This window comes from Streptomyces sp. NPDC043878 (assembly GCF_056435735.1).
In genome coordinates this window covers 122,810-146,720 of the sequence record NZ_JBWKDW010000013.1, presented here as the reverse complement: position 1 = coordinate 146,720, position 23,911 = coordinate 122,810, and the positions used below count along the sequence as shown (strand labels likewise).

Annotated in this window: 19 protein-coding genes; 11 read left to right on the top strand and 8 right to left on the bottom strand. The window is 72.6% G+C overall.

All coding sequences use genetic code 11. The annotated features are described in order from the left end of the window. Positions 1 to 227: 227 nt before the first annotated feature. A complete protein-coding gene (gltB, locus tag AC07AZ_RS19700) occupies positions 228 to 4,841 on the top strand; it encodes a glutamate synthase large subunit (protein ID WP_478849367.1) in 4,614 nt (1,537 codons plus the stop codon). After that, a complete protein-coding gene (locus AC07AZ_RS19695) occupies positions 4,834 to 6,297 on the top strand; it encodes a glutamate synthase subunit beta (protein ID WP_478849365.1) in 1,464 nt (487 codons plus the stop codon). Before gltB ends, AC07AZ_RS19695 begins: the two co-directional genes overlap by 8 nt. A gap of 326 nt (positions 6,298 to 6,623) precedes the next feature. On the opposite strand, the gene AC07AZ_RS19690 is transcribed toward AC07AZ_RS19695, so the two are convergent. Continuing rightward, positions 6,624 to 7,547, bottom strand: coding sequence for a rhomboid family intramembrane serine protease (locus tag AC07AZ_RS19690; protein ID WP_478849363.1), 924 nt, complete (start codon positions 7,545 to 7,547; stop codon positions 6,624 to 6,626). 144 nt (positions 7,548 to 7,691) lie between these two features. On the opposite strand from AC07AZ_RS19690, the gene AC07AZ_RS19685 reads away from it, so the two are divergent. Then, positions 7,692 to 8,417 carry a vWA domain-containing protein gene (locus tag AC07AZ_RS19685; protein ID WP_478849361.1) on the top strand — a complete coding sequence of 242 codons (726 nt, stop codon included), beginning with the start codon at positions 7,692 to 7,694 and terminating at the stop codon, positions 8,415 to 8,417. A 39-nt stretch (positions 8,418 to 8,456) separates the two neighbouring features. On the opposite strand, the gene AC07AZ_RS19680 is transcribed toward AC07AZ_RS19685, so the two are convergent. Beyond that, complete coding sequence (locus AC07AZ_RS19680; RefSeq protein WP_478849359.1) at positions 8,457 to 9,491, bottom strand: acyl-CoA dehydrogenase family protein; 1,035 nt, start codon at positions 9,489 to 9,491, stop codon at positions 8,457 to 8,459. Next, positions 9,491 to 10,630 carry an acyl-CoA dehydrogenase family protein gene (locus AC07AZ_RS19675; protein ID WP_478849356.1) on the bottom strand — a complete coding sequence of 380 codons (1,140 nt, stop codon included), beginning with the start codon at positions 10,628 to 10,630 and terminating at the stop codon, positions 9,491 to 9,493. The genes AC07AZ_RS19680 and AC07AZ_RS19675 overlap by 1 nt, the downstream gene beginning before the upstream one ends. Positions 10,631 to 10,690: 60 nt before the next feature. Here AC07AZ_RS19675 and AC07AZ_RS19670 point away from each other — a divergent pair, with 60 nt between their 5' ends. Genes AC07AZ_RS19670 through AC07AZ_RS19660 form a run of 3 tightly spaced genes read left to right on the top strand, consistent with a single transcriptional unit; the run spans position 10,691 to position 13,293 of the window. Next, complete coding sequence (locus AC07AZ_RS19670; RefSeq protein ID WP_478849354.1) at positions 10,691 to 11,482, top strand: SDR family oxidoreductase; 792 nt, start codon at positions 10,691 to 10,693, stop codon at positions 11,480 to 11,482. Positions 11,483 to 11,497: 15 nt separating this feature from the next. Then, positions 11,498 to 12,112 carry a TetR/AcrR family transcriptional regulator gene (locus tag AC07AZ_RS19665; protein WP_478849352.1) on the top strand — a complete coding sequence of 205 codons (615 nt, stop codon included), beginning with the start codon at positions 11,498 to 11,500 and terminating at the stop codon, positions 12,110 to 12,112. A gap of 23 nt (positions 12,113 to 12,135) precedes the next feature. Next, on the top strand, positions 12,136 to 13,293 hold the full coding sequence (locus AC07AZ_RS19660) for an acetyl-CoA C-acetyltransferase (protein ID WP_478849350.1): 1,158 nt from the start codon (positions 12,136 to 12,138) through the stop codon (positions 13,291 to 13,293). 237 nt (positions 13,294 to 13,530) lie between these two features. On the opposite strand, the gene AC07AZ_RS19655 is transcribed toward AC07AZ_RS19660, so the two are convergent. The 4 genes from AC07AZ_RS19655 to AC07AZ_RS19640 are packed head-to-tail and all read right to left on the bottom strand — an operon-like array spanning position 13,531 to position 17,010. Then, positions 13,531 to 14,613: an NAD(P)H-dependent flavin oxidoreductase gene (locus AC07AZ_RS19655; protein ID WP_478849348.1), complete on the bottom strand. Its 1,083-nt coding sequence runs from the start codon at positions 14,611 to 14,613 to the stop codon at positions 13,531 to 13,533. Continuing rightward, the gene (locus AC07AZ_RS19650) at positions 14,613 to 15,374 is read right to left on the bottom strand and encodes a CoA-transferase subunit beta (protein WP_478849346.1); all 762 of its coding nucleotides are present in this window, start codon (positions 15,372 to 15,374) and stop codon (positions 14,613 to 14,615) included. Before AC07AZ_RS19650 ends, AC07AZ_RS19655 begins: the two co-directional genes overlap by 1 nt. After that, a complete protein-coding gene (locus AC07AZ_RS19645; protein ID WP_478849344.1) occupies positions 15,371 to 16,219 on the bottom strand; it encodes a CoA transferase subunit A in 849 nt (282 codons plus the stop codon). The genes AC07AZ_RS19650 and AC07AZ_RS19645 overlap by 4 nt, the downstream gene beginning before the upstream one ends. Positions 16,220 to 16,221: 2 nt before the next feature. Continuing rightward, the gene (locus AC07AZ_RS19640) at positions 16,222 to 17,010 is read right to left on the bottom strand and encodes an enoyl-CoA hydratase family protein (RefSeq protein ID WP_478849342.1); all 789 of its coding nucleotides are present in this window, start codon (positions 17,008 to 17,010) and stop codon (positions 16,222 to 16,224) included. 182 nt (positions 17,011 to 17,192) lie between these two features. On the opposite strand from AC07AZ_RS19640, the gene AC07AZ_RS19635 reads away from it, so the two are divergent. Next, complete coding sequence (locus AC07AZ_RS19635; RefSeq protein WP_478849552.1) at positions 17,193 to 17,909, top strand: SDR family oxidoreductase; 717 nt, start codon at positions 17,193 to 17,195, stop codon at positions 17,907 to 17,909. A gap of 12 nt (positions 17,910 to 17,921) precedes the next feature. After that, positions 17,922 to 18,827: an SDR family oxidoreductase gene (locus tag AC07AZ_RS19630; protein WP_478849340.1), complete on the top strand. Its 906-nt coding sequence runs from the start codon at positions 17,922 to 17,924 to the stop codon at positions 18,825 to 18,827. 102 nt (positions 18,828 to 18,929) lie between these two features. Here AC07AZ_RS19630 and AC07AZ_RS19625 read toward each other — a convergent pair whose 3' ends face one another. Then, positions 18,930 to 19,811 (bottom strand): hypothetical protein, encoded by an 882-nt coding sequence (locus AC07AZ_RS19625; RefSeq protein ID WP_478849338.1) that lies wholly within the window; start codon positions 19,809 to 19,811, stop codon positions 18,930 to 18,932. Between the two features lie 132 nt (positions 19,812 to 19,943). Between AC07AZ_RS19625 and AC07AZ_RS19620 the strand changes: the two genes are divergently transcribed. The 3 genes from AC07AZ_RS19620 (at position 19,944) to pepN (ending at position 23,591) form a co-directional block, all read left to right on the top strand. Continuing rightward, positions 19,944 to 20,294, top strand: a complete 351-nt coding sequence (locus tag AC07AZ_RS19620; protein WP_478849336.1) for a chorismate mutase — start codon at positions 19,944 to 19,946, stop codon at positions 20,292 to 20,294. A 139-nt stretch (positions 20,295 to 20,433) separates the two neighbouring features. Then, positions 20,434 to 20,946, top strand: a complete 513-nt coding sequence (locus AC07AZ_RS19615) for a response regulator (protein WP_478849334.1) — start codon at positions 20,434 to 20,436, stop codon at positions 20,944 to 20,946. 119 nt (positions 20,947 to 21,065) lie between these two features. After that, positions 21,066 to 23,591 (top strand): aminopeptidase N, encoded by a 2,526-nt coding sequence (pepN, locus tag AC07AZ_RS19610; RefSeq protein ID WP_478849332.1) that lies wholly within the window; start codon positions 21,066 to 21,068, stop codon positions 23,589 to 23,591. The last annotated feature ends 320 nt before the right edge of the window (positions 23,592 to 23,911 follow it).

The following is a 23,911-nucleotide window of genomic DNA, read 5'->3' as shown; positions in this document are numbered from 1 at the left end:
CTGCCCGCGGTCCGAAGGACATCGATCTGTCCCTGTCGGTCCCCATAGCTTCCACCGCCGGGCGTGGTACCCCCGCCACGCACCCGCGGTGTCCGCATGTTGGAACGGAGTATCCGGTTCCCGAGAACCGCTCCATCATGTAACCTGCACGAAATTTTGCACTCACGCAGAGGGCCAACGTCGTCCCTCGGCACATGCATATGCCAGAGACGACGACGGGAGAGCCGATGCGTACGCCGCGCCAGCCGTCCCAGCACTCCGGGAATGGCCAGAAGTGGTCCTTCATGGATGCTCGCCCTGCTGCGCAGGGTATGTACGACCCCCGCAACGAGCACGACGCCTGCGGCGTCGGCTTCGTGGCCACCCTCACCGGCGAGGCGAGCCACGCGCTGGTCGAGCAGGCGCTCACGGTGCTGCGCAACCTGGAGCACCGCGGTGCCACCGGTTCCGAGCCCGACTCGGGTGACGGCGCCGGGATCCTCTCCCAGGTGCCCGACGCCTTCTTCCGCGAGGTGGCCGAATTCGAGCTGCCCGCGGCCGGCGCCTACGCCGTCGGCATCGCCTTCCTTCCCCAGGACGGCGCCGACGCGCCCGTCTCACGCATCGAGACGATCGCCGCTGACGAGGGCCTCACCGTGCTCGGCTGGCGCGAGGTCCCGACCGCGCCCGGACTGCTCGGCGCCACCGCCCGCTCGACGATGCCCGCCTTCCGCCAGATCTTCGTCGCCGACGCGGCCGCGACGCCCGCCACGGGCATCGCCCTCGACCGCAAGGCGTTCGTGCTGCGCAAGCGCGCCGAGCGCGAGGCCGGGGTCTACTTCCCGTCGCTGTCCGCGCGGACCATCGTCTACAAGGGCATGCTGACCACCGGCCAGCTCGAACCCTTCTTCCCGGACCTGTCCGACCGCCGCTTCGCCTCCGCCATCGCCCTCGTCCACTCGCGTTTCTCGACGAACACCTTCCCGTCCTGGCCGCTCGCACACCCGTACCGTTTCGTCGCGCACAACGGCGAGATCAACACGGTCAAGGGCAACCGCAACTGGATGGCGGCCCGCGAGTCCCAGATCGTGTCCGACCTGTTCGGCGACCAGGAGAAGATCGAGCGGATCTTCCCGATCTGTACGCCCGACGCCTCCGACTCGGCGTCCTTCGACGAGGTGCTCGAACTCCTGCACCTGGGCGGCCGTTCGCTGCCGCACTCCGTGCTGATGATGATCCCGGAGGCGTGGGAGAACCACGCGTCCATGGAGTCGGCCCGCCGCGCCTTCTACCAGTTCCACTCCACGATGATGGAACCCTGGGACGGCCCGGCCTGCGTCACCTTCACCGACGGCACCCAGGTCGGTGCCGTGCTCGACCGCAACGGCCTGCGCCCTGGCCGCTACTGGGTCACCGACGAGGGCCTGGTCGTCCTCGGCTCCGAGGTCGGCGTCCTCGACATCGACCCCGCGAAGGTCGTCCGCAAGGGCCGGCTGCAGCCCGGCCGGATGTTCCTCGTCGACACCGCCGAGCACCGCATCATCGAGGACGACGAGATCAAGGCCGGCCTCGCCGACGACAAGCCCTACGCGGAGTGGCTGGAGGCCGGCGAGATCGAGCTCTCCGACCTGCCCGAGCGTGAGCACATCGTCCACACCCACGCCTCGGTCACCCGCCGCCAGCAGACCTTCGGCTACACCGAGGAAGAGCTGCGCGTCCTCGTCGCGCCGATGGCCAAGACCGCCGCGGAGCCGATCGGCTCGATGGGCACGGACTCGCCCATCGCCGCGCTGTCCGAGCGCCCCCGGCTGCTCTTCGACTACTTCACCCAGCTGTTCGCGCAGGTCACCAACCCGCCGCTGGACGCCATCCGCGAGGAACTCGTCACCTCGCTGCGCTCCTCGCTCGGCCCGCAGGGCAACCTGCTCGACCCGACCGCCGCGTCCTGCCGCAGCGTCGTCCTGCCGTTCCCCGTCATCGACAACGACGAGCTCGCCAAGCTCATCCACGTCAACGCCGACGGCGACATGCCGGGCTTCAAGGCGGCGACCCTCTCGGGCCTCTACCGCGTCTCGGGCGGCGGCGACGCCCTCGCCGCCCGCATCGACGAGATCTGCGCGGAGGCCGACGCCGCCATCGACAACGGCGCCCGGCTGATCGTCCTGTCGGACCGCCACTCCGACGCCGAGCACGCGCCGATCCCCTCCCTGCTGCTCACCGCGGCCGTCCACCACCACCTCATCCGCACCAAGCAGCGCACCCAGGTGGGCCTGCTGGTCGAGGCCGGGGACGTGCGCGAGGTCCACCACGTGGCCCTGCTGATCGGCTTCGGCGCCGCCGCGGTCAACCCGTACCTGGCGATGGAGTCGGTGGAGGACCTGGTCCGCGCCGGCACCTTCCTGCCCGGGATCGAGCCCGAACAGGCCATCCGCAACCTGATCTACGCCCTCGGCAAGGGCGTCCTGAAGGTCATGTCCAAGATGGGCATCTCGACGGTCGCCTCCTACCGCGGCGCCCAGGTCTTCGAGGCGGTCGGCCTGGACGACGCGTTCGTCACCCGCTACTTCAGCGGCACGGCCACCAAGATCGGCGGCGTCGGCATCGACGTCATCGCCAAGGAGGTCGCCGCCCGCCACGCGAAGGCGTACCCGGCCAGCGGCATCGCGCCCGCGCACCGCGCCCTCGACATAGGCGGCGAGTACCAGTGGCGCCGCGAGGGCGAGCCGCACCTGTTCGACCCGGAGACGGTCTTCCGCCTCCAGCACTCGACCCGCGCCAACCGCTACGACATCTTCAAGAAGTACACGGACCGGGTGAACGAGCAGTCCGAGCGACTGATGACGCTGCGCGGCCTGTTCGGCTTCAAGTCCGGCGTCGACGGCCGTCAGCCGATCTCCCTGGACGAGGTCGAGCCGGTCAGCGAGATCGTCAAGCGCTTCTCCACCGGCGCCATGTCGTACGGCTCCATCTCCAAGGAGGCGCACGAGACCCTCGCCATCGCCATGAACCAGCTGGGCGGCAAGTCCAACACCGGTGAGGGCGGCGAGGACCCGGACCGCCTGTACGACCCGGCGCGCCGCTCCAGCATCAAGCAGGTCGCCTCCGGCCGCTTCGGTGTGACCTCCGAGTACCTGGTCAACGCGGACGACATCCAGATCAAGATGGCCCAGGGCGCCAAGCCCGGCGAGGGCGGCCAGCTGCCCGGCCACAAGGTCTACCCGTGGGTCGCCAGGACCCGGCACAGCACCCCCGGTGTCGGTCTGATCTCCCCGCCGCCGCACCACGACATCTACTCCATCGAGGATCTCGCCCAGCTGATCCACGACCTCAAGAACGCGAACCCGCAGGCGCGCATCCACGTCAAGCTGGTCTCCGAGGTCGGTGTCGGCACGGTCGCCGCAGGTGTCTCCAAGGCGCACGCGGACGTCGTCCTCATCTCCGGCCACGACGGCGGCACGGGCGCCTCCCCGCTCACCTCGCTGAAGCACGCGGGCGGCCCCTGGGAGCTCGGTCTCGCCGAGACCCAGCAGACCCTGCTGCTCAACGGCCTGCGCGACCGGATCGTCGTCCAGACCGACGGCCAGCTCAAGACCGGCCGGGACGTCGTCATCGCCGCGCTGCTCGGCGCCGAGGAGTTCGGTTTCGCGACCGCGCCGCTCGTCGTCTCCGGCTGCGTCATGATGCGCGTCTGCCACCTGGACACCTGCCCGGTCGGCATCGCCACCCAGAACCCGGTGCTGCGCGAGAGGTTCGCCGGCAAGGCCGAGTACATCGTGAACTTCTTCCGGTTCATCGCCGAAGAGGTCCGCGAGATCCTCGCCGAGCTGGGCTTCCGCACCATCGAGGAGGCCGTCGGCCACGCCGAGGCCCTCGACGTGACCCGCGCCGTCAACCACTGGAAGGCGCAGGGCCTGAACCTGGCCCCCCTCTTCCACGTGCCCGAGCTGCCCGAGGGCGCGGCCCTGCACCGGGTCGTCTCGCAGGACCACGGCCTGGAGAAGGCGCTCGACAACGAGCTGATCAAGCTCGCCGCCGACGCCCTCGCCGCGGACTCGCAGGCCGACGCCCAGCCGGTGCGCGCCCAGGTCGCCATCCGCAACATCAACCGCACGGTCGGCACCATGCTCGGCCACGAGGTGACGAAGAAGTTCGGCGGTGCGGGCCTGCCCGACGACACCATCGACATCACCTTCACCGGCAGCGCGGGACAGTCCTTCGGCGCCTTCCTGCCGCGCGGTGTCACCCTGCGCCTGGAGGGCGACGCCAACGACTACGTGGGCAAGGGCCTTTCCGGCGGGCGGGTGATCGTCCGCCCCGACCGGGCCGCCGACCACCTCGCCGAGTACTCGACGATCGCCGGCAACACCATCGCCTACGGCGCCACCGGCGGCGAGCTGTTCCTGCGCGGCCGTAGCGGCGAGCGCTTCTGCGTCCGCAACTCCGGCGCGACGGTCGTCTCCGAGGGCGTGGGCGACCACGGCTGCGAGTACATGACCGGCGGTCACGCGGTCGTCCTCGGCGAGACGGGCCGCAACTTCGCGGCCGGCATGTCCGGTGGCGTCGCCTACGTCATCGACCTGAACCGCGACCACGTCAACGTCGGCAACGCCGACGCCGTCGAGGAGCTGGACGACACCGACAAGCGGTGGCTGCACGACGTGGTGCGCCGGCACGCCGAGGAGACCGGCTCGACGGTCGCCGGGAAGCTGCTCGCCGAGTGGACCGTGTCCGTGGAGCGCTTCAGCAAGATCATCCCCCGCACGTACAAGGCAGTGCTCGCCGCCAAGGACGCCGCCGAGCGAGCCGGTCTCTCCGAGACCGAGATCACCGAGAAGATGATGGAGGCGGCGACCAATGGCTGATCCCAAGGGCTTTCTCAACCACGGGCGCGAGGTCGCCAGGTCCCGCCCGGTGGACGTGCGCCTCAAGGACTGGAACGAGGTCTACGTCCCCGGCTCCCTGCTGCCGATCATCAGCAAGCAGGCCAGCCGCTGCATGGACTGCGGCATCCCGTTCTGTCACAACGGCTGTCCGCTCGGGAACCTGATCCCCGAGTGGAACGACTACGCCTACCGCGAGGACTGGGCGGCCGCCTCCGAGCGCCTGCACGCCACGAACAACTTCCCGGAGTTCACCGGCCGGCTGTGCCCCGCTCCCTGCGAGTCGGCGTGTGTGCTCGGCATCAACCAGCCGCCGGTCACCATCAAGAACGTCGAGGTCTCGATCATCGACAAGGCGTGGGAGACCGGTGACGTCGCCGCGCAGGCCCCCGAGCGCCTGTCCGGCAAGACCGTCGCCGTGATCGGCTCGGGCCCGGCGGGTCTCGCCGCCGCCCAGCAGCTCACGCGGGCCGGTCACACCGTCGCCGTCTACGAGCGCGCGGACCGCATCGGCGGGCTCCTCCGGTACGGCATCCCCGAGTTCAAGATGGAGAAGCGGCACATCAACCGCCGTATCGAGCAGATGCGCGCGGAGGGCACCCGTTTCCGCACGGGCATCGAGATCGGCCGTGACCTCAAGGCGACCGACCTGAAGAAGCGGTACGACGCGATCGTCATCGCCGCCGGCGCGACGACCGCCCGTGACCTCCCGGTCCCCGGCCGCGAACTCAAGGGCATCCACCAGGCCATGGAGTACCTGCCGCTGGCCAACAAGGTGCAGGAGGGTGACTTCGTGGCGCCCCCGATCTCGGCCGCGGGCAAGCACGTCGTGGTCATCGGCGGCGGCGACACCGGCGCCGACTGCGTGGGCACCGCCCACCGTCAGGGCGCCCTCTCCGTCACGCAGCTGGAGATCATGCCCCGCCCGGGCGAGGAGCGGAACCCGGTCGCCCAGCCCTGGCCGACCTTCCCGATGCTCTACAAGGTGACCAGCGCGCACGAGGAGGGTGGCGAGCGGGTGTACTCCGTCTCGACCACCCACTTCGAGGGCGACGAGGACGGCAACGTCCAGTGGCTGCACCTCAGCGAGGTCGAGTTCGTCGAGGGCAGGCTGACCCCGAAGCCGGGCACGGAGCGCAAGATCCCCGCCCAGCTGGTCACCCTGGCCATGGGCTTCACCGGCACCGACCGCGACAACGGCCTGGTGGACCAGTTCGGCCTGGAGCTCGACGAGCGCGGCAACATCGCGCGCGACGCCGACTTCCAGACCAGCGTGCCGGGCGTGTACGTCGCCGGTGACGCCGGCCGCGGCCAGTCGCTCATCGTGTGGGCGATCGCCGAGGGCCGCTCGGCGGCGCGCGGCGTGGACCGTTTCCTGACCGGTGCCAGCGAACTGCCGGCCCCCATCCGTCCGACGGACCGTTCACTGATGGTCTGACGGTTTCCGGGGCACCCGCCTCGGTGGACGTCCCGTACAAAGGCGTACGGAACACAGACGGCGCTCGCCCCTGTCCCCGACCGGACAACGGGGCGGGCGCCGCCGCACGTTCACCTTCCCCGCGCCGCCCGCAGACCCTCGAACCGTACGGCCGCGTCCTCGCCGTGGGCCCCACCCGGCCCGCCGTGTACGGCCGTTCGGCGTCGTCGAAGGTCACCAGCGGCTCGCCGCCCACCCGCACGGCGAGCCGCGCGCCGCGCTGGACTCCTTCACCGGCCGGCGCTGGTGGGCCGGAGTCTGCCGGTGGACGGGGGACGACCGGCCGCTCAGCCGTTCAGGGCCGTCACCTTCCCGGCCGCCAGGACCGCCAGCAGCACCAGCACCCCCACGCACACGCCCGCGTGCACCAGGGAGCGCCAGCGGCCGCGGGGCGCGTACGCGTACGCCAGCGACACCGTCCCGCCCGCCAGCAGGCCGCCGAGGTGGCCCTGCCAGGAGGTGAGGCCGGCGGAGATCAGCAGCCACAGCAGCAGGCTCGCCATGAAACGGTTGACCGCGCTCAGGTCGGCGCCGAGCCGGCGGGCCATCACGTAGTACGCGGCACCCAGGCCGAAGATCGCACCGGACGCGCCGATCGTGGGCGTCTGCGGCGCGAGCAGCAGCACCAGGACCGAGCCGCCCAGCGCCGACAGCAGGTACAGGGCGAGGAAACGGACGCGGCCGAGCTGGGCCTCCACCACCCGGCCCAGGTTCCACAGCGACACCATGTTCATCACGATGTGCAGGATTCCGAAGGTCCCCCCGGTGGGCGGCAGATGCAGGAACGCGCCCGTCAGCAGCCGGTACCACTCCCCGTCCACGACCCCCTCGGCACGGAAGTCCGCCGGGTAGGACGGCTGCCACACGTAGTGACCGCCGTCCGGGCCGGTGAGCCCGGCGCCCAGCATCCCGAACCGGTCCACGATCGCCGGCCGCACCAACTCGCCCACGTACGCGAGCACGTTGAGGCCGATCAGCACGTACGTCACCAGGGGCGCCGCCGTGATCCGGCCGCCGAACGCCGTCCGCGGCGGGCGCACCGACCGCGCCCCCTCCTTCACGCACTCCACGCACTGGTGGCCCACGGCCGCCTCGCGCATGCAGTCCGGGCAGATGTACCGGTCGCAGCGGACGCAGCGGACGTGGGACTCCACCCCGCGGTGGCGGTAGCAGGTGGTGACGGTTGCTTCGGACTCGGCTTCGGACTCCACGGACGGCTCCTCACGGGGCGGGACGGATGATGAGCCGGTGGGGACGGCGGCGAACAAAATAGCGAACCCTGAGGCCGCGGCCGGGAAGCAGGGCCGGGGTGACGTAATCTCGGCGGCAGTTCCGGAGACCCAGGGGGAGTCCGCATGGCCGCGATCAGCCTCAGCACGGTGGAGGAGACCGCGCCCGCGCTGGTCAGCCTGTACAAGAGTGCCGGTGTCTCGCTCGTGAAGCACGGCCTGGACGGGCAGCGGGCGGCCGTCTACCTCGTCGTCGACCACTCCGGTTCCATGAAGCCGTACTACCGGGACGGCAGCGTCCAGACGCTCGCCGACCGGGTCCTCGGACTGTCCGCCCACCTCGACGACGACGGAAGGGTCCCGGCCGTGTTCTTCTCCACGGACGTCGACGCCGTGACCGAGATCGCGCTCGCCGACCACCGGGGCCGCGTCGAACGGATCGTGGCCGGCCTCGGGCACATGGGCAGGACCAGCTACCACCTGGCGATGGACGCCGTCATCGACCACTACCTCGACAGCGGGTCGAGCGACCCCGCCCTGGTCGTCTTCCAGACCGACGGCGGCCCCGTCAACAAGCTCGCCGCGGAGCGCTACCTCTGCAAGGCGGCGAAACTGCCGATGTTCTGGCAGTTCATCGGCTTCGGCGACCCCGACAGCAAACAGTTCGACTTCCTGCGCAGGCTCGACGACCTGGCCGTACCGGACCGGCGGGTCGTCGACAACGCCGGGTTCTTCCACGCCGGCGCCGACCCGCGAGAGCTGTCCGACGCCGAGTTGTACGACCGTCTGGTGGGCGAGTTCCCGAAGTGGCTGGTGGCCGCGCGGGCGCAGGGCATCCTACGACCGTCCTGAACCGGCCCGCCGGTCCGGCACCGGGACCCGCCGGCGAGGTCAGCGGCGGCGGCCCGCGTCGCCGAGGACGACCGCCCGGCAGGTGCGCGGATCACCCCACGCGGTGCGCAGGGCACGGGCCTTGCCCAGCCAGAGCGAGAGGTCGTACTCCGCGGTGTAGCCGATCGCGCCGTGCAGCTGCAGGGCCGTACGCGCGGTGGTGTACGCCGCCTCGCAGGCGGTGAGGTGGGCGGCGGCCACGTCGGCGGGGGTCATCGTCACGGCGGCGCCGAAGACCAGGGGGCGGGCGAACTCCAGCGCGGTCTTCGCGTCGGCGAGCTGGTGCTTGACGGCCTGGAACGAGCCGACGGGGACACCGAACTGGGTGCGCTGCCCGACGTAGGCGACCGTCCTGTCGAGCAGCGCGAGACCGACCCCGAGTGCCTGGGCGGCGGTGGCGAGGCGGGCCCAGCCCCGGGCGCGGGCGCCGGCCGCGCCGACCCGCGGGCCGGACGCGAGGAGTTCGCCCCCGGGCGGCAGGACGAACAGCCTGCGGGCCGGGTCGAGCGAGGGGCACGGGTCGCCGGGCGGACCGGCCAGCCGCAGCTCGGCCCGCCCGCCCGTCCCGCCCGTCCCGCCCGTCCCGGCGGGCCGGGCCCGGCCCGCCGGCTCCGACAGCGACAGCCGTACGTCCGCCGCGTCCGCGTCCAGCGCGTACGGCCCCGCCGCCAGGGTCGCCGCCGACGCGCCCGAGGCCAGTGCGGGCAGCAGACGCCCGGCCGGGCCGGGGTCGTCCAGCCCCGACAGCAGCGCCGCCGCCGCGACGGTCTCCACCAGCGGCCCCGGCACCGCGTGCCGGCCCAGCTCCACGAAGGCGACGGCGAGTTCGACGGGCCGGGGGCCCAGCCCCTCGTACGCCTCCGGCACCGCCAGCGCGAACACCCCCGCCGCGGCCAGCCGGGACCACAGCGCGCGCCCGCCCGCCCGCTCCCCGCGGCTCCAGTCCCGGACGACCTGCGGGGTGTCGGCCGCCGTCAGCATCGCGTCCAGCGAGCCGGCGAACGCCCGCTGCTCGGGGTCGAGGAGGAAACGCATCACCGGCGTCCCTTCGGCAGACCGAGCAGGCGTTCGGCGATGATGTCGCGCTGGATCTCGTTCGTGCCCGCGTAGATGGGGCCGGCGAGGGCGAAGACATAGCCCTCCGCCCATTCGGTGCCCGCCCACTCCGCCTGCTCGCCCAGCAGATCCAGGGCCGTCTCGTGCAGCGCGATGTCGTACTCGGACCAGAACACCTTGTTCAGGCTGGACTCCGGGCCGAGTGACTCACCCTCCAGGAAGCGGGAGGCGGACGCGTAGGTGAAGAGCTGGTGGGCGCGGGCGCCGACCAGCGCGTCGGCGACCCTCTCACGCGCCCACTCCGGACAGCCCGCGGTCCGCCACAGCCGGTGCAGCCGCTCCGCCGCGGCCAGGAAACGGCCGGGGGAGCGCAGGGTGAGCCCGCGTTCGTTGCCCGCCGTCGACATCGCCACGCGCCAGCCCTGCCCCGGCTCGCCGATGACGTCCTCGTCCGGCACGAACACCTCCTCCAGGGTCAGTTCGGCGAAGGCGGGCTTCCCGTCGAGGCGGGCGACGGGCCGCACCGTCACGCCGGGCGCGCGCAGATCGAACATCAGGTACGTCAGGCCCTGATGCGGCCGCGCCGCGACCGGATCGGAGCGGAACAGGCCGAACGCGCGGTCGGCGAACGCGGCCCGCGACGACCACGTCTTGCGCCCGCTCAGCAGCCAGCCCCCGGCCGCGCGGACGGCCCTGGACCGCAGCGCGGCCAGGTCCGACCCCGCCTCCGGCTCCGACCACGCCTGCGCCCAGACCACCTCGCCGCGGCCCATCGGCGGCAGCACCCGGGCCCGCTGCTCCTCGGTGCCGTGCTCGAACAGGGTCGGCGCGAGCAGACTGATCCCGTTCTGCCCGACGCGACCCGGCGCGCCCGCCGCGTAGTACTCCTCCTCGAAGACCAGCCAGCGCAGCAGTCCAGCGTCACGCCCGCCGTAGGCCGCCGGCCAGGACACCACCGACCAGCGGTCCGCGGCCAGTTCGGCCTCCCACGCACGGTGCGCGGCGAAGCCCTCACCGGTCTCCAGGGAGGGCAGCGGACCGGCCGGCACATGCGCGGTGAGCCAGGCGCGGGCCTCGGACCGGAAGGCCTCGTCGGCCGGGGAGTGCGTGAGGTCCACGGGAACCGTCCTTCGCGCTCGTCCTTCCCTAACAACTGTTTGGTAGGTTAGCTTGAGCGTATGACAGACGTCGAGAGTCCGGCGTACGTACCCGGGCACGGACTGCTCAGCGGGCGCACCGCGGTCATCACCGCGGCGGCCGGCGCCGGGATCGGCGGAGCGACCGCCCGCCGGTTCCTCGAAGAGGGCGCACGCGTCGTGCTCGGCGACGCCCACGCGCGAAGGCTGAAGGAACACGCGGCCGAGCTGGCCGGGGAGTTCGGCGCCGACGCCGTCGACGCGGTGCCCTGCGACGTCACCGACGAGACACAGGTGTCCGCCCTGTTCGCGACCGCGGTGCGCGCGCACGGCCGGCTCGACATCGTCGTCAACAACGCGGGGCTCGGCGGGACCGCCGCCCTCGTCGACATGACCGACGAGCAGTGGTCGAAGGTCCTCGACGTCACACTGAACGGCACGTTCCGGTGCACGCGCGCGGCGCTGCGGCTGCTCAGGGAGGCCGGGACCGGCGGAGTGATCGTCAACAACGCCTCGGTCGCCGGCTGGCGCGCCCAGGCCGGCCAGGCCCACTACGCCGCCGCGAAGGCCGGGGTGATGGCGCTGACCCGGTGCGCGGCCACCGAGGCGGCGGAGTACGGCGTGCGGGTCAACGCCGTCTCACCCAGCCTCGCGATGCACCCGCACCTGGCGAAGGTGACCACCCCGGAACTGCTGGCCGAGCTGACCGGCCGCGAGGCCTTCGGCCGCCCCGCCGAACCGTGGGAAGTGGCCAACGTGATCGTCTTCCTGGCCTCCGGCTACTCCTCCTACATGACGGGCGAGGTCGTCTCCGTCAGCTCCCAGCATCCCTAGGACCACAATGGGCCCGTGCCTCCTACCAAGAAGAAGCCCCAGGTGACCGCCGCGCCCGCGCGCCGCCGCGAACTCCTCGACACCGCAGCCGAGGTCTTCGCCGAGCAGGGCTACAACGCCACCACCGTCCGCAAGATCGCGGACCAGGCGGGCATGCTCGCGGGCAGCCTCTACTACCACTTCGACTCCAAGGAGTCAATGCTGGAGGAGATCCTGCGGACCTTCCTCGACGAGCTCTGGGACGGCTACGACACCGTCCTGGACGCCCGGTCGGGGCCCCGCGAGACGCTGGAAGCGCTGGTCACGGAGTCGTTCCGGGAGATCGACCGGCACCGGGCCGCCGTCGCGATCTACCAGAAGGAGTCCAAGCACCTCGTGGCGCAGGAGCGGTTCGCGTTCCTCGCCGAGTCCCAGCGCCGGTTCGAGAAGGCGTGGCTGTCCACGCTGGAGCGCGGGGTCGCCGCCCGGGTCTTCCGCGCCGACCTCGACGTCCGGCTCACCTACCGGTTCGTCCGCGACACGGTGTGGGTCGCCGCGTCCTGGTACCGGCCCGGCGGACAGCACAGCCCCGAGGAGATCGCCCGGCAGTACCTGTCGATGGTGCTGGACGGGATCGCCGTACGTGCATAGCCCTTATCTGTGAGGGAGTTGACATGGCCGAGGCCTACATCGTCGAAGCGGTCCGTACGCCCGTCGGGCGGCGCGGGGGAGGACTGGGCGGGGTCCACCCGGCCGACCTGGGCGCGCACGTGCTCAGGGAACTGGTCACCCGGGCGGGCGTGGACCCGGCCGCCGTGGAGGACGTCGTGTTCGGCTGCCTGGACGCCGTGGGCCCGCAGGCCGGCGACATCGCCCGCACCTGCTGGCTCGCCGCCGGACTGCCCGAGGAGGTACCGGGCGTGACCGTCGACCGGCAGTGCGGCTCCTCGCAGCAGGCCGTGCACTTCGCCGCCCAGGGCGTGCTGTCGGGGACGCAGGACCTGGTGGTCGCGGGCGGTGTGCAGAACATGTCGCAGATCCCCATCGCCTATGCGACCCGGCAGGCCGCCGAGCCCCTCGGGTTCACCCAGGGCCCCTTCGCCGGCAGCGAGGGCTGGCGGGCACGGTACGGGGACCGGCCGGTGAACCAGTTCGCCGGGGCCGAGATGATCGCCGCGAAGTGGGGGATCAGCCGGCCCGACCAGGAGGAGTTCGCCCTGCGCTCGCACCGGCGGGCCCTGCGGGCCATCGACGAGGGCCGCTTCGAGCGCGAGACGGTGGCCCTCGGACCGGTCGCCGTCGACGAGGGCCCCCGCCGGGACACCTCCCTGGAGAAGATGGCCGGCCTCAAACCCGTCCTCGACGGCGGCACCGTCACCGCGGCCTGCTCCTCGCAGGTCTCCGACGGGGCCGCGGCCATGCTGCTCGCCTCGGAGCGGGCCGTGCGCGAGCACGGGCTGAGGCCCCGGGCGCGCGTCCACCATCTCTCCGTGCGCGGCGAGGACCCCATCCGCATGCTGACCGCGCCGATCCCGGCCACCGCGCACGCCCTGAAGAAGGCGGGCATGACCATCGACGACATCGACCTCGTAGAGATCAACGAGGCGTTCGCGCCGGTCGTCCTGGCCTGGCTGAAGGAGACCGGCGCCGACCCGGACCGGGTGAACGTCAACGGCGGCGCGATCGCCCTCGGCCACCCCCTGGGAGCCACCGGCGTAAAGCTGATGACGACCCTGCTCCACGAACTGGAACGCACCGGTGGGCGCTTCGGCCTCCAGACGATGTGCGAGGGCGGCGGCCAGGCCAACGTGACGATCATCGAACGACTCTGAGGTCGGCGGACGGGCGGCGGGCCCGGCATCCCGGCGCCCGGCCGGGCCCGGCAGCCCGCCGTACGACCGGACAACCGGCAGCCCGCCGTACGACCGGACCGGGTGCGCGGCGGCACAGGCGGTACCGGCCGCTGTGCCCCGGGCTTCTCGGCCGTTCGCGGTCAGGCGTGCGTCGACGCGCCGCCCTCCGTCAGCGCGCCGACGATGTCCCGGGCCTCCGCCATGTGCCGCCTTCCGTCATTGCGCCGACGATGTCCCGGGCCTCCGCCATGTGCCGCCCTCCGTCAGCGCGCCGACGATGTCCCCGGCCTCCGCCATCACCCGCGCCACGAGGTCCGCGCAGGACGGGAGGTCCTCGATCAGTCCCGCGACCTGTCCCGCCGCCATCACCCCCAGGTCCGTGCGCCCTTCCACCATGGACGCCCGCAGCAGCATCGGGGTGTTCGCGGCGAGCAGGACCTGGCTCCACGACAGGTCCTTGCCGTGTCTCAGGGCGCGTCCGTCCTGGATCATCCGGCGCCAGGTCGTATCCGACAGCCTGCGGTAGCCCGCCGCCCGGCGCAGGGCCTGGAACAGGGCCCGGGCGCGCCCGGAGCGCTCCAGGGCGTCGACCAGTTCCGTCCGCAGCATGCGGTGCGGCAGACCGTCGACGGCGGTGGTGACGGTGACGTCCCTGACCGTCGCGGCCAGGTAGCGCGCCTTCACCGCGTCGGGGACGGTGGAGTCGGAGGTGAGCAGGAACCGCGTCCCCATGGCGACACCCGCCGCCCCGTACGCCAGGGCCGCCACCAGCCCCCGTCCGTCGAAGAAGCCGCCCGCCGCGACGACCGGTATCCGGACCGCGTCGACCACCTGGGGCAGCAGGACCGTCGTCGCGACCTCACCTGTGTGCCCGCCGCCCTCGCCGCCCTGCACGATCACCGCGTCCGCGCCCCAGGCGGCGACCTTCTCGGCATGCCGGCGGGCACCGACCGACGGGATGACGACGACTCCGGCCTCCTTCAGCTCGGTGATCAGCTCGGGGGTCGGCGCCAGGGCGAAGGACGCCACCCGCACGCCCTCCTCGATGATGATGCGCACCCGGTCCCCGGCGTCCGCCGCGTCCGCCCGCAGGTTCACCCCGAACGGCTCCCTCGTCCGGGACCTGACCTCGCGGACCGCCTCGCGCAGCCGGTCCGGCGTCATCGTCGCGGAGGCCAGGATGCCGAGCGCTCCCGCGTCGGCCGTCGCCGAGACCAGGCGCGGGCCCGCCACCCATCCCATCCCGGTCTGCACGAGCGGATGCCGGACCCCGGTCAGCCGGGTGAGCGCGGTCTCCATCAGGCCCCCGCCACCGGGTCCGGGACCTCCCGGCTCCGGGCGCCGCCGGGGTCCAGGACCTCGCGGATCAGCCGCAGTTCGGCCTCGGTTGGCTCGCGCGTGTACGGCACCTCCCCCTCGTCGGCCAGCTCGAAGCCGGTGGCCTCCCGCACCTGCTCCGGCGTGACCCCAGGGTGCAGCGAGGCCGGCCGCATCGAGTGGTCGGGGGTGGCGAAGTCGAAGACGCCGAGGTCGGAGACGACGCGCGCGAGGTGGTGGTGACGGGCGCCGCCGGCATGGTCGTACCCCACTCCGCACACCATGTCGACCCGCTCGACGAAGACCCGCCGGGAGTGCTTCGGCACCCAGTAACTCGTCGGATGGTTCAGCGTGTTGAGGGTGGCGCCGCGCACCCCGAGCAGCTGCCGGGTGGGCCTGTTCCAGTCGCCGACGCAGGAGATGTTCTGGTTGCCGTACCGGTCGATCTGGCTGGCGCCCATCATCACGTGCCGCCGGCCGCCGGCCGCCAGGGTCAGGTGCCGCCGGTAGGGCAGCCAGCCCTCGACGGTGCCGTCCGGGCCGACCAGCAGCGCCTCGCCGTCGGTGAGCAGCAGGTCCGGCGCGAAGGTGAGCCGGGCGAGCCGCGCGCCGAGGGAGGGGATCAGGCCCATGGGGCTCGCCAGGATCTCGCCCGCGCCGCGCCATGCCTCGGCGCAGGCGATCACGCAGTACTCGGCGCGGGTGGCCGCCGGGACGACGGACGCGCGGACCGTTTCGCTCATGACCGCTCCTCGTGCCAGGTCCGGACGGCATTCCGGTAGTCCTGCTCGTCCCCGCCGAGGAACCGGCCGGAGAACTCCGCCCAGGGGGTGCGGGCGTAGTGCTTCTGGAAGGCCTCGTCCCGCGCGTGGTCGGGCGCGCAGGACGTGAAGTGCGCGCCGCCCGGCGCCTCCACCACACCCGTGACGTCGAGCCGGCTGATCAGCAGGCTCTGCGGCGGCGCCTCCTTGGTCAGCTCGGCCGTGTCCACGATCCGCTCGCAGGAGACGTACGCCGTCTCGGCCGCCTGGCAGAACAGGTCGTCGAAGTACGGGTCGGGGCCCAGATACTGGCCGTTGCCCTGCCGGTCCGCGCGGTTGACGTGCACCAGGGCCGCGTCGAGCCGCAGGGCGGGCACCGCCACGAACGTCTCCCCGTCCTCGTAGGGCGAGGTCACCGTGCGCAGGCCGGGGTTGACCCGCATGACGTCCGAACCGAGGCCGGCCCGGACGGGGAGGAACGGCAGCCGGTTCGCGGCGGCCTTCAGTCCCCACAGGAACATCGCCTCGTCGATCTCCATGAGCTCGAAGGCCCCCCGCTCGCGGGCCGCGCGGTAGTGCGGTTCGAGGGGGATCGAGTCCAGCGTGACGAAGGCGGCGACCAGCTTCCCGATCCGCCCGGCGGCGGCCAGCCCGCCGACGTCCGGACCGCCGTACGACACGAGCGTGAGATCTCTGATCCCCGACCTGAGCAGTGCTCTGACCAGGGCCATCGGTTTGCGGCGCGAGCCCCAGCCGCCGATGCCGAGGGTCATGCCGCTGTCCAGACGGGAGACGACCTCCTCGACGGTCATCGTCTTGTCACTCACCACTACCCACCCTCCTGTCCCGACTGCCCTGTCACTCCTGCCGCCCCCGCTGTTCCGGACTGCCCGAATCCGGCGCGGATCCGGTCGGCCACCCCGCTGACGCCCGCCTCGAAGGTGAAGCCCTGCTCGAAGCGGTAACTGCGGCGCACGTCCACGGGATCGATGCCGTTGATGGCGGCCTTCGCCAGCCGGATCAACTCCCCGTCCTTCGCGGCGATCTCCCGCGCCGGCTCCAGCGCCGCCGCGCGCAGCCCGGCCCGCGGCACCACCCGCCACACCGAGCCGTGCGCCTGCAGTTCGGCGGCCGTCACCGTGCGCGCGGTGTAGTACAGGGCGCGCATCAGGTGCTGGGGGACCAGGCGGGCCAGATGGGTGGCCGCGCCCAGCGCCCCCCGGTCCAGCTCGGGCAGCCCGAAGGTGGCGTCCTCGCTCGCCACGATCACGTCAGCGTTGCCCACCAGACCGATGCCGCCGCCCAGGCAGAAGCCCTGCACCGCCGCCACCACGGGCACCTCGCACTCGTACACCGCGGCGAAGGCCTCGAAGCAGCCCCGGTTCGCGCCGACCAGCGCGCCCTGCCCCTGCGCCTGTATCTCCTTGATGTCCACGCCCGCGTTGAAACCCCGGCCCTCGGCGGTCAGCACCACGCAGCGGACGCCGGGATCGCGGCCGGCCGCGCGCACGGCGTCGGCCAGCGCGAACCAGCCCCGCACCGGCAGCGCGTTCACCGGTGGGAAGTCGACCGTGACGACGGAAATCCCCTTTTCCGGGGACGAGGTGGAGACACCCATCGGCGCATCAGCTACCTTCCACTCAACTGCCTTTCCACCAAACATTTGTTAGGTGTGCCGGATTCGAAGCTAGCAGTCGCCGCAACCGAGCGGGAGGCCCTGTGGAAAACTCCGACGCCCCACCGCCCGACGCCCCACCGCCCGGCGGCCCCGACACCCCACCGCCGGCCCGCAGGACCGTCCTGGTCACCGGCGGCACCCGGGGGGTCGGCGCAGGTATCGCCAGGGCCTTCGCCGAGGCCGGCGCCGACGTCGTCACCTGCGCCCGCCGCCCACCCGAAGCCCCCGTCCCCGGCACCCGGTTCATCCCCGCCGACCTGCGCGACCCGGCGGCCGTACGCGCCCTCCTCGGCGCCCTGCCCCGCCTCGACGTCCTCGTCAACAACGCCGGCGGCGCCCCCTACCGGCGCCTGACCGACACGGACGCCGAACGGCACGCCCGGGTCGTCGAGCTGAACCTCCTCACCCCGCTGACCGTCTCCCTCGCCGCCTACGAACACCTCAGACGCGCCCGCGGCGCCGTCGTCATGATCGGCAGCGTCAGCGGCAGCCGCCCCTCACCCGGCTCGGCGGCCTACGGGGCGGCCAAGGCCGGCCTGGAGCACCTGGCGCGCTCCATGGCCGTCGAATGGGCGCCGGAGATCCGCGTCAACACCCTGGTCGTCGGCATGGTCCGCACCGAACTGGCGCACCTGCACTACGGCGGCGAGGACGGCATCGAGGCCGTCTCCCGCACCGTCCCGCTGGGCCGCCTCGCCGCACCCGCCGACGTCGGCGCCGCCGCGGTGTTCCTCGCCTCCGACGCCGCCGCCTACATCACCGGGTCGAGCCTGCTCGTGCACGGCGGCGGCGAACGCCCCGCCTTCCTGGACGCCGCCACCGTCAACAACAACCAGTGAAGGAGAAGCCCGATGAGCGGACTGTGTGAGGGCCGGGTCGTCGTCGTCACCGGCGCGGGCCGCGGCCTCGGCCGGGCCCACGCCCTCGCCTTCGCCGCCGAGGGAGCCCGCGTCGTCGTCAACGACCTCGGAGTCGGCCTCGACGGCACCCCGGACCCCGACAGCCCCGCCGGCCGGGTCGCCGAAGAGATCCGCGCGGCCGGCGGCGAGGCGGTGACCCACGCCGGCGACATCGCCACCGACACCGGGGCCGCGTCCCTGGTGGCGACCGCCCTCCAGGCGTACGGCCGGCTCGACACCCTCGTCAACAACGCGGGCTTCCTGCGCGACCGGATGCTCGTCAACCTCGGCGAGGACGACTGGGACGCCGTCGTACGCGTCCACCTCAAGGGCCACTTCCTGCCCCTGAAGCACGCCGCCGCGCACTGGCGGGCCGAGACCAGGGCGGGCCGCACCCCGACCGCCCGGATCGTCAACACCAGCAGCGGAGCCGGCCTGCTCGGCTCGGTCGGACAGGGCAACTACAGCGCGGCGAAGGCCGGGATCGTCGCCCTGACCCTGGTCGCGGCGACCGAACTGGGCCGCTACGGCGTCCACGTCAACGCGATCGCCCCCGCCGCCCGGACCCGGATGACGGAACGCGCGTTCGCCGACACCATGACCGCACCGGCCACCGGCTTCGACGCGATGGCCCCGCAGAACGTCTCACCCCTGGTCGTCTGGCTCGGCTCGGCCGCCAGCACGGGCGTCACCGGCCGCGTCTTCGAGACGGAGGGCGGCCGCATCACCGTCATGGAGGGCTGGCGCCCCGGCCCGACCGCCGACAGACAATCCCGCTGGACCCCCGCCGAAGCAGGCGAGGCCACCCTGAAGCTGCTGTCCCAGGCACAGACACCCCACCCCGTCTACGGAGGGTGACCGCCCGGACCGTCCGGCGTTCGAGGACAAGGCCCGCCCAGGGCCGAAACGGGAGTTCGGGGGCAGCAGCCCCGACAAGCCGCACCCCCGTGACCGACCCGTTCACGTGTCACACTCCAGCACCGTCCGGCACAACCCGCACCGCGCCCGCACCCGCCCCCGCACCGGCACCCTGATCCGCTGCCGGCAGGTGGGGCAGGGAAACGAGACACGCAGCCGCCCGCCGTCGTCGGGACTGAAGGAGTAGGGCGCCCCGGCGGGCGGCTCCTGCGCGTGGCGGCGATCGCGCGCGTAGCGGCGCCGGCCCGCCCAGCCGGCCGCGGTCAACGGCGGCTGCCGCTCGTCCTGACGGGCCCGCTCCATGCCCTTGCCGTACGCCGTGTACGCCTGCGGACTGGTGAACCACACCGACGGATCCTCACCGAAGACCAGCGACCGCTTGGCGAGGACGTAACCGAACTCCTCCGGCGTCAGATAGCCCAGCTTCTGCGACGAGACCGCGTCCTCCCGGTACGCGTCGAGCAGCAGCCAGCCCGCCCCCAGATACGTCGTCGCGGTGTCCGTGAGGATCTCGTTGTCCCGGGTGCCGGGAAAGGACAGGTCCAGCCGGTGCAGGTACACGTGCATCACCTCGTGCGCCAGAGCCGCCCCGATGTCCCGGCGGTGGGTACGGAAGCGGTCGTTCAGCTCGACGAAGTACTCCGGCCCCGCCGCGAGTTCGACGTTCGCCGCGTACCGCATGTCACGGAAACCGACGATCATCCGCGCGTCCGGCAACCGGTAGTGGCGCACCAGCTCACGCGCCACCCGCTGCACCCCCGGATACAGGTCGTCGGTGTCGCAGAACGCCACGTCGGCGGGCGCCACACTGCTCGCGAACGTCTGGACCGTGTCGTAGGAAAGACGTCTGTACAGCGCCGTGATGGCGGCCCGCACCGTCTCCAGATGCGGGAACCCGTGCTCGACCGGTCCGTCGCCCGCCACGCCCGCACCCCCAAGACGCCGTGAACCCCCTTTCCACTGTACGAGGACACGGCCGGATCGTCCCGGCCCGCAACCCCGCGCAGCACCCCGGCGGCGAGGCGCCACACGGCACGGCACGTAGGGTGGTCGCCCATGACCACCAGCAACACCGCGAACGGCGACGTCGACCCCACGGTCGGCGAGGAACTCGCCCGGCTCCGCGACAGCATCGACAACATCGACGCGGCCGTCGTCCACATGCTCGCCGAGCGGTTCAAGTGCACCCAGCAGGTCGGCCACCTCAAGGCCCGCCACCAGCTGCCACCCGCCGACCCGGGCCGCGAGGCCCGCCAGATCGCCCGCCTGCGCGCCCTCGCCGAGAGCGCCAAACTCGACCCGGCGTTCGCCGAGAAGTTCCTCAACTTCATCATCGCCGAGGTCATCCACCACCACGAGCGCATCGCCGAGGACACCGGCAACGGCACCGCGCCCCTGGCGAACTGACCTCACCTGACGCCCCCGGGACGTGACAGGCGGGCCCCCGCGGAGCATATTGCCCTGTGCACTCCTTGTCCGCCGGCGGACACGCCCCGCCGGCTCCTCGGACCCACGCTTGCTGTCCACGGGGAAAGGACGTCGGGCCATGCCACCGGATGCCAGCATCCTCATCGTCGACGACCACCAGGACACGCTGTACGCCCTGGAGAGCGCCCTCGCCCCGCTGGGCTACCGGCTGGGCCGCGCCACCAGCGGAGACGAGGCACTCAAGCAGGTACTGCGCGGCCACGTCGGCCTCCTCCTGCTCGACGTGCGGCTGCCCGGCGTCAGCGGCCTCGACGTCGTCCGCTACCTGCGGCGCCTCGAACAGACCCAGCACATCCCCGTCATCCTGCTCACCGGCTTCGGCGCCGACCACAAACTGACCTCCACCGCCTTCGGCCTCGGCGTCGCCGACCTCGTCATGAAACCCGTCGACCCCTGGGCCCTGCGCACCAAGGTCCGCTACCTCTTCGACGCCCACCAGCGCCACCTCGCCCTGGAGACGGAGGTCCGCGAACTGCGCGCCCTCGTCAAGGACCACGCCGAGGCACCCCAACACCCCGTACGCCCCGCCCTGTCCCACCCCGACGCCCGCCTCCCGCCGCAGCGCGCCTGAGCCCCGCCCCCGCCGGAGACGAAACCCCCCCCAGGGGGCGCACACCGGGGAACCCGTACAAGGCGGACATAGGCCGTGAAACGATCCGCCCCTGTGCGCCGACACCACCATCAGGCAGCATGTCCTGCATGTCCGTACTGACGCGCGACGAAGCGCAGAGCCGTGCCCGGCTCCTCGATGTCCACCGCTACACGATCGACCTCGACCTGACCACCGGCGACGAGACCTTCGACTCCCGCACGGTCATCCGGTTCAGCGTCCGCGGGGACCACGACGCCACGGACACCTTCGTCGAGCTCAAGCCCGCCCAGCTGCGCTCCGTCACCCTCGACGGACACCCCCTCGACCCCGACACCCTGGACGAGAACCGGCTGACCCTGAAGAACCTCACCCCCGGCGAGCACGAACTGCGCGTCGACGCGGCCATGCGCTACTCCCGCACCGGCGAGGGCATGCACCGCTTCACCGACCCCTCCGACGGCGAGACCTACGTCTACACCCAACTGTTCATGAACGACGTGCAGCGGGTCTTCGCCGCGTTCGACCAGCCCGACCTCAAGGCCGTCTTCGAGCTGTCCGTACGGGCCCCCGAAAGCTGGAGCGTCCTCGCCAACGGCATCACCGAACACCTCGGCGAGGGCCGCTGGCAGGCCGCCGCCACCCCACTGATCTCCACCTACCTCGTCGCCGTCGCCGCCGGCCCCTGGCACTCCATCCGCACCGAACACCGCGACCTGCCGTTCGGCATCCACTGCCGCCGCTCCCTCGCCCCCCACCTCGACGCGGACGCCGACGAACTCCTCGAGATCACCAGGCAGTGCTACGACCGCTACCACGAGAAGTTCGAGGAGCCCTACCCCTTCGACTCCTACGACCAGGCGTTCGTCCCCGAGTTCAACGCCGGCGCCATGGAGAACCCGGGCCTGGTCACCTTCCGCGACGACTTCGTCTACCGCTCCGCCGTCACCGACACCGAGCGGCAGACCCGCGCCATGGTCATCGCCCACGAGATGGCCCACATGTGGTTCGGCGACCTCGTCACCCTCCAGTGGTGGGACGACATCTGGCTCAACGAGTCCTTCGCCGAGTACATGGGCTACCAGACCCTCACCGAAGCCACCCGCTTCACCGACACCTGGACCGACTTCGGCGTCGTCCGCAAGCCCTGGGGCTACGACGCCGACCAGCGGCCCTCCACCCACCCCGTCGCCCCGGAGAACGTCGACGACACCGCCTCCGCCCTCCTCAACTTCGACGGCATCTCCTATGCCAAGGGCGCCTCCGCCCTGCGCCAACTCGTCGCCTGGCTCGGCGAGAAGGACTTCCTGGCCGGCATCAACACCCACTTCGCCCGCCACAGGTTCGCCAACGCCACCCTCGCCGACTTCATCGACTCCCTCGCCGGCGCCACCGAACGCGACGTCCACGCCTGGGCCGACGCCTGGCTGCGCACCACCGGCGTCGACACCCTCACCCCGCGCGTCGCCCCCGCCGCCGACGGCACCTGCACCCTCACCGTCGACCACACCGGCAGCCGCCCCCACCGCGTCACCGCCGGCCTCTACGACCTCGACGTCGCCGACGAGGGCCGCAACCTCGTCCTGCGTGAACGCCTCGACCTCGACATCCCGCAGACCGCCGCCCAGCCCATCGGCAAACGCCCGGCCCTGCTCCTCCTCAACGACGGCGACCTCACCTACGCCAAGGTCCGCTTCGACTCCGCCTCCTTCGACACGGTCCGCGACGCCCTCTCCGGCCTGCCCGAACCCCTCACCCGCGCCGTCGTCTGGAACGCCCTCAGAGACGCGGTCCGCGACAGCGGCGCCACCTCCCCGGAGCCCTCACTCACCGCCGCCACCTACCTGGAGGCCGCCCGCACCCACCTGCCGCGCGAGACGGACCTCGCCCTCGTACAGGGCGTCCTCGCCTTCGCCACCACCCACGTCGCCGACCGCTACCTCGCCCCCGAGCAGCGCCCGGCCGCCCTCGCCACCCTCACCACCCTGTGCCGCGACCTCATCCGCCGCACCGAGGACGGCGACAACCCCGGCCTGCGCCTCATCGCCGTACGCCACTTCATCGACGTCGCCGCCCACCCCGACACCATCGCCGCCTGGCTCGCCGACGGCACCGTGCCCGGCGGCCCCGAACTCGACCCCGAGCTGCGCTGGCGCGTCCTCGCCCGCCTCGCCGTCCTCGGCGCCACCGACGAGGCCGCCATCACCGCCGAACTGGACCGCGACCCGAGCGCCACCGGCCAGGAGGGCGCCGCCCGCTGCCGGGCCGCACTGCCCGACCCCGAAGCCAAACGCCGCGCGTGGGAGGCCATGTTCGTCCACGACGACCTGTCCAACTACCTGTTCACAGCCACCGCCCAGGGCTTCTGGCAGCCCGAACAGGCCGACCTCGTGGGTGAGTACGTACAGCGCTACTACGAGGACGCGGTCGCCGTCGCCGCCCGCCGCGGCCCCGCCATCGCCGACGCCGCCGGCCGGTGGGCCTTCCCCGCCCACGCCGTCGACGCCGACACCCTGCGCCTGGGCGAACAGTGCCTGCGCGACGCCGGCCCCATCCCGGCCCTGCGCCGCAAACTCGTCGACCAACTCGACGACCTGGCACGGGCGTTGCGGGTACGCGAGGCGTAGGCGCAGGCGCGGGGCCAGGCCCGGGGGAGCGGTCCGCTACGGTCCGGTCCGCTCCCGGTGACGATGCGGGCGCCGATCGACGCCCGCCGGAGACGGACGCGGTCCCCGCCGCCTGCCCGGCCCGGTCCCGGCCTGCCCGGCCCGGTCCACTCCGGCCGGGCCGCGGCTCACCCGGTTCGGTCCCGGCCGGCCCGCCCGGCCGGGGCCGACGCCGCACGCGCCGCGCCCGGCCGGGGCCGACGCCGCACGCGCCGCGCCCGGCCGGGGCCGACGCCGCACGCGCCGCGCCCGGCCGGGGCCGACGCCGCACGCGCCGCGCC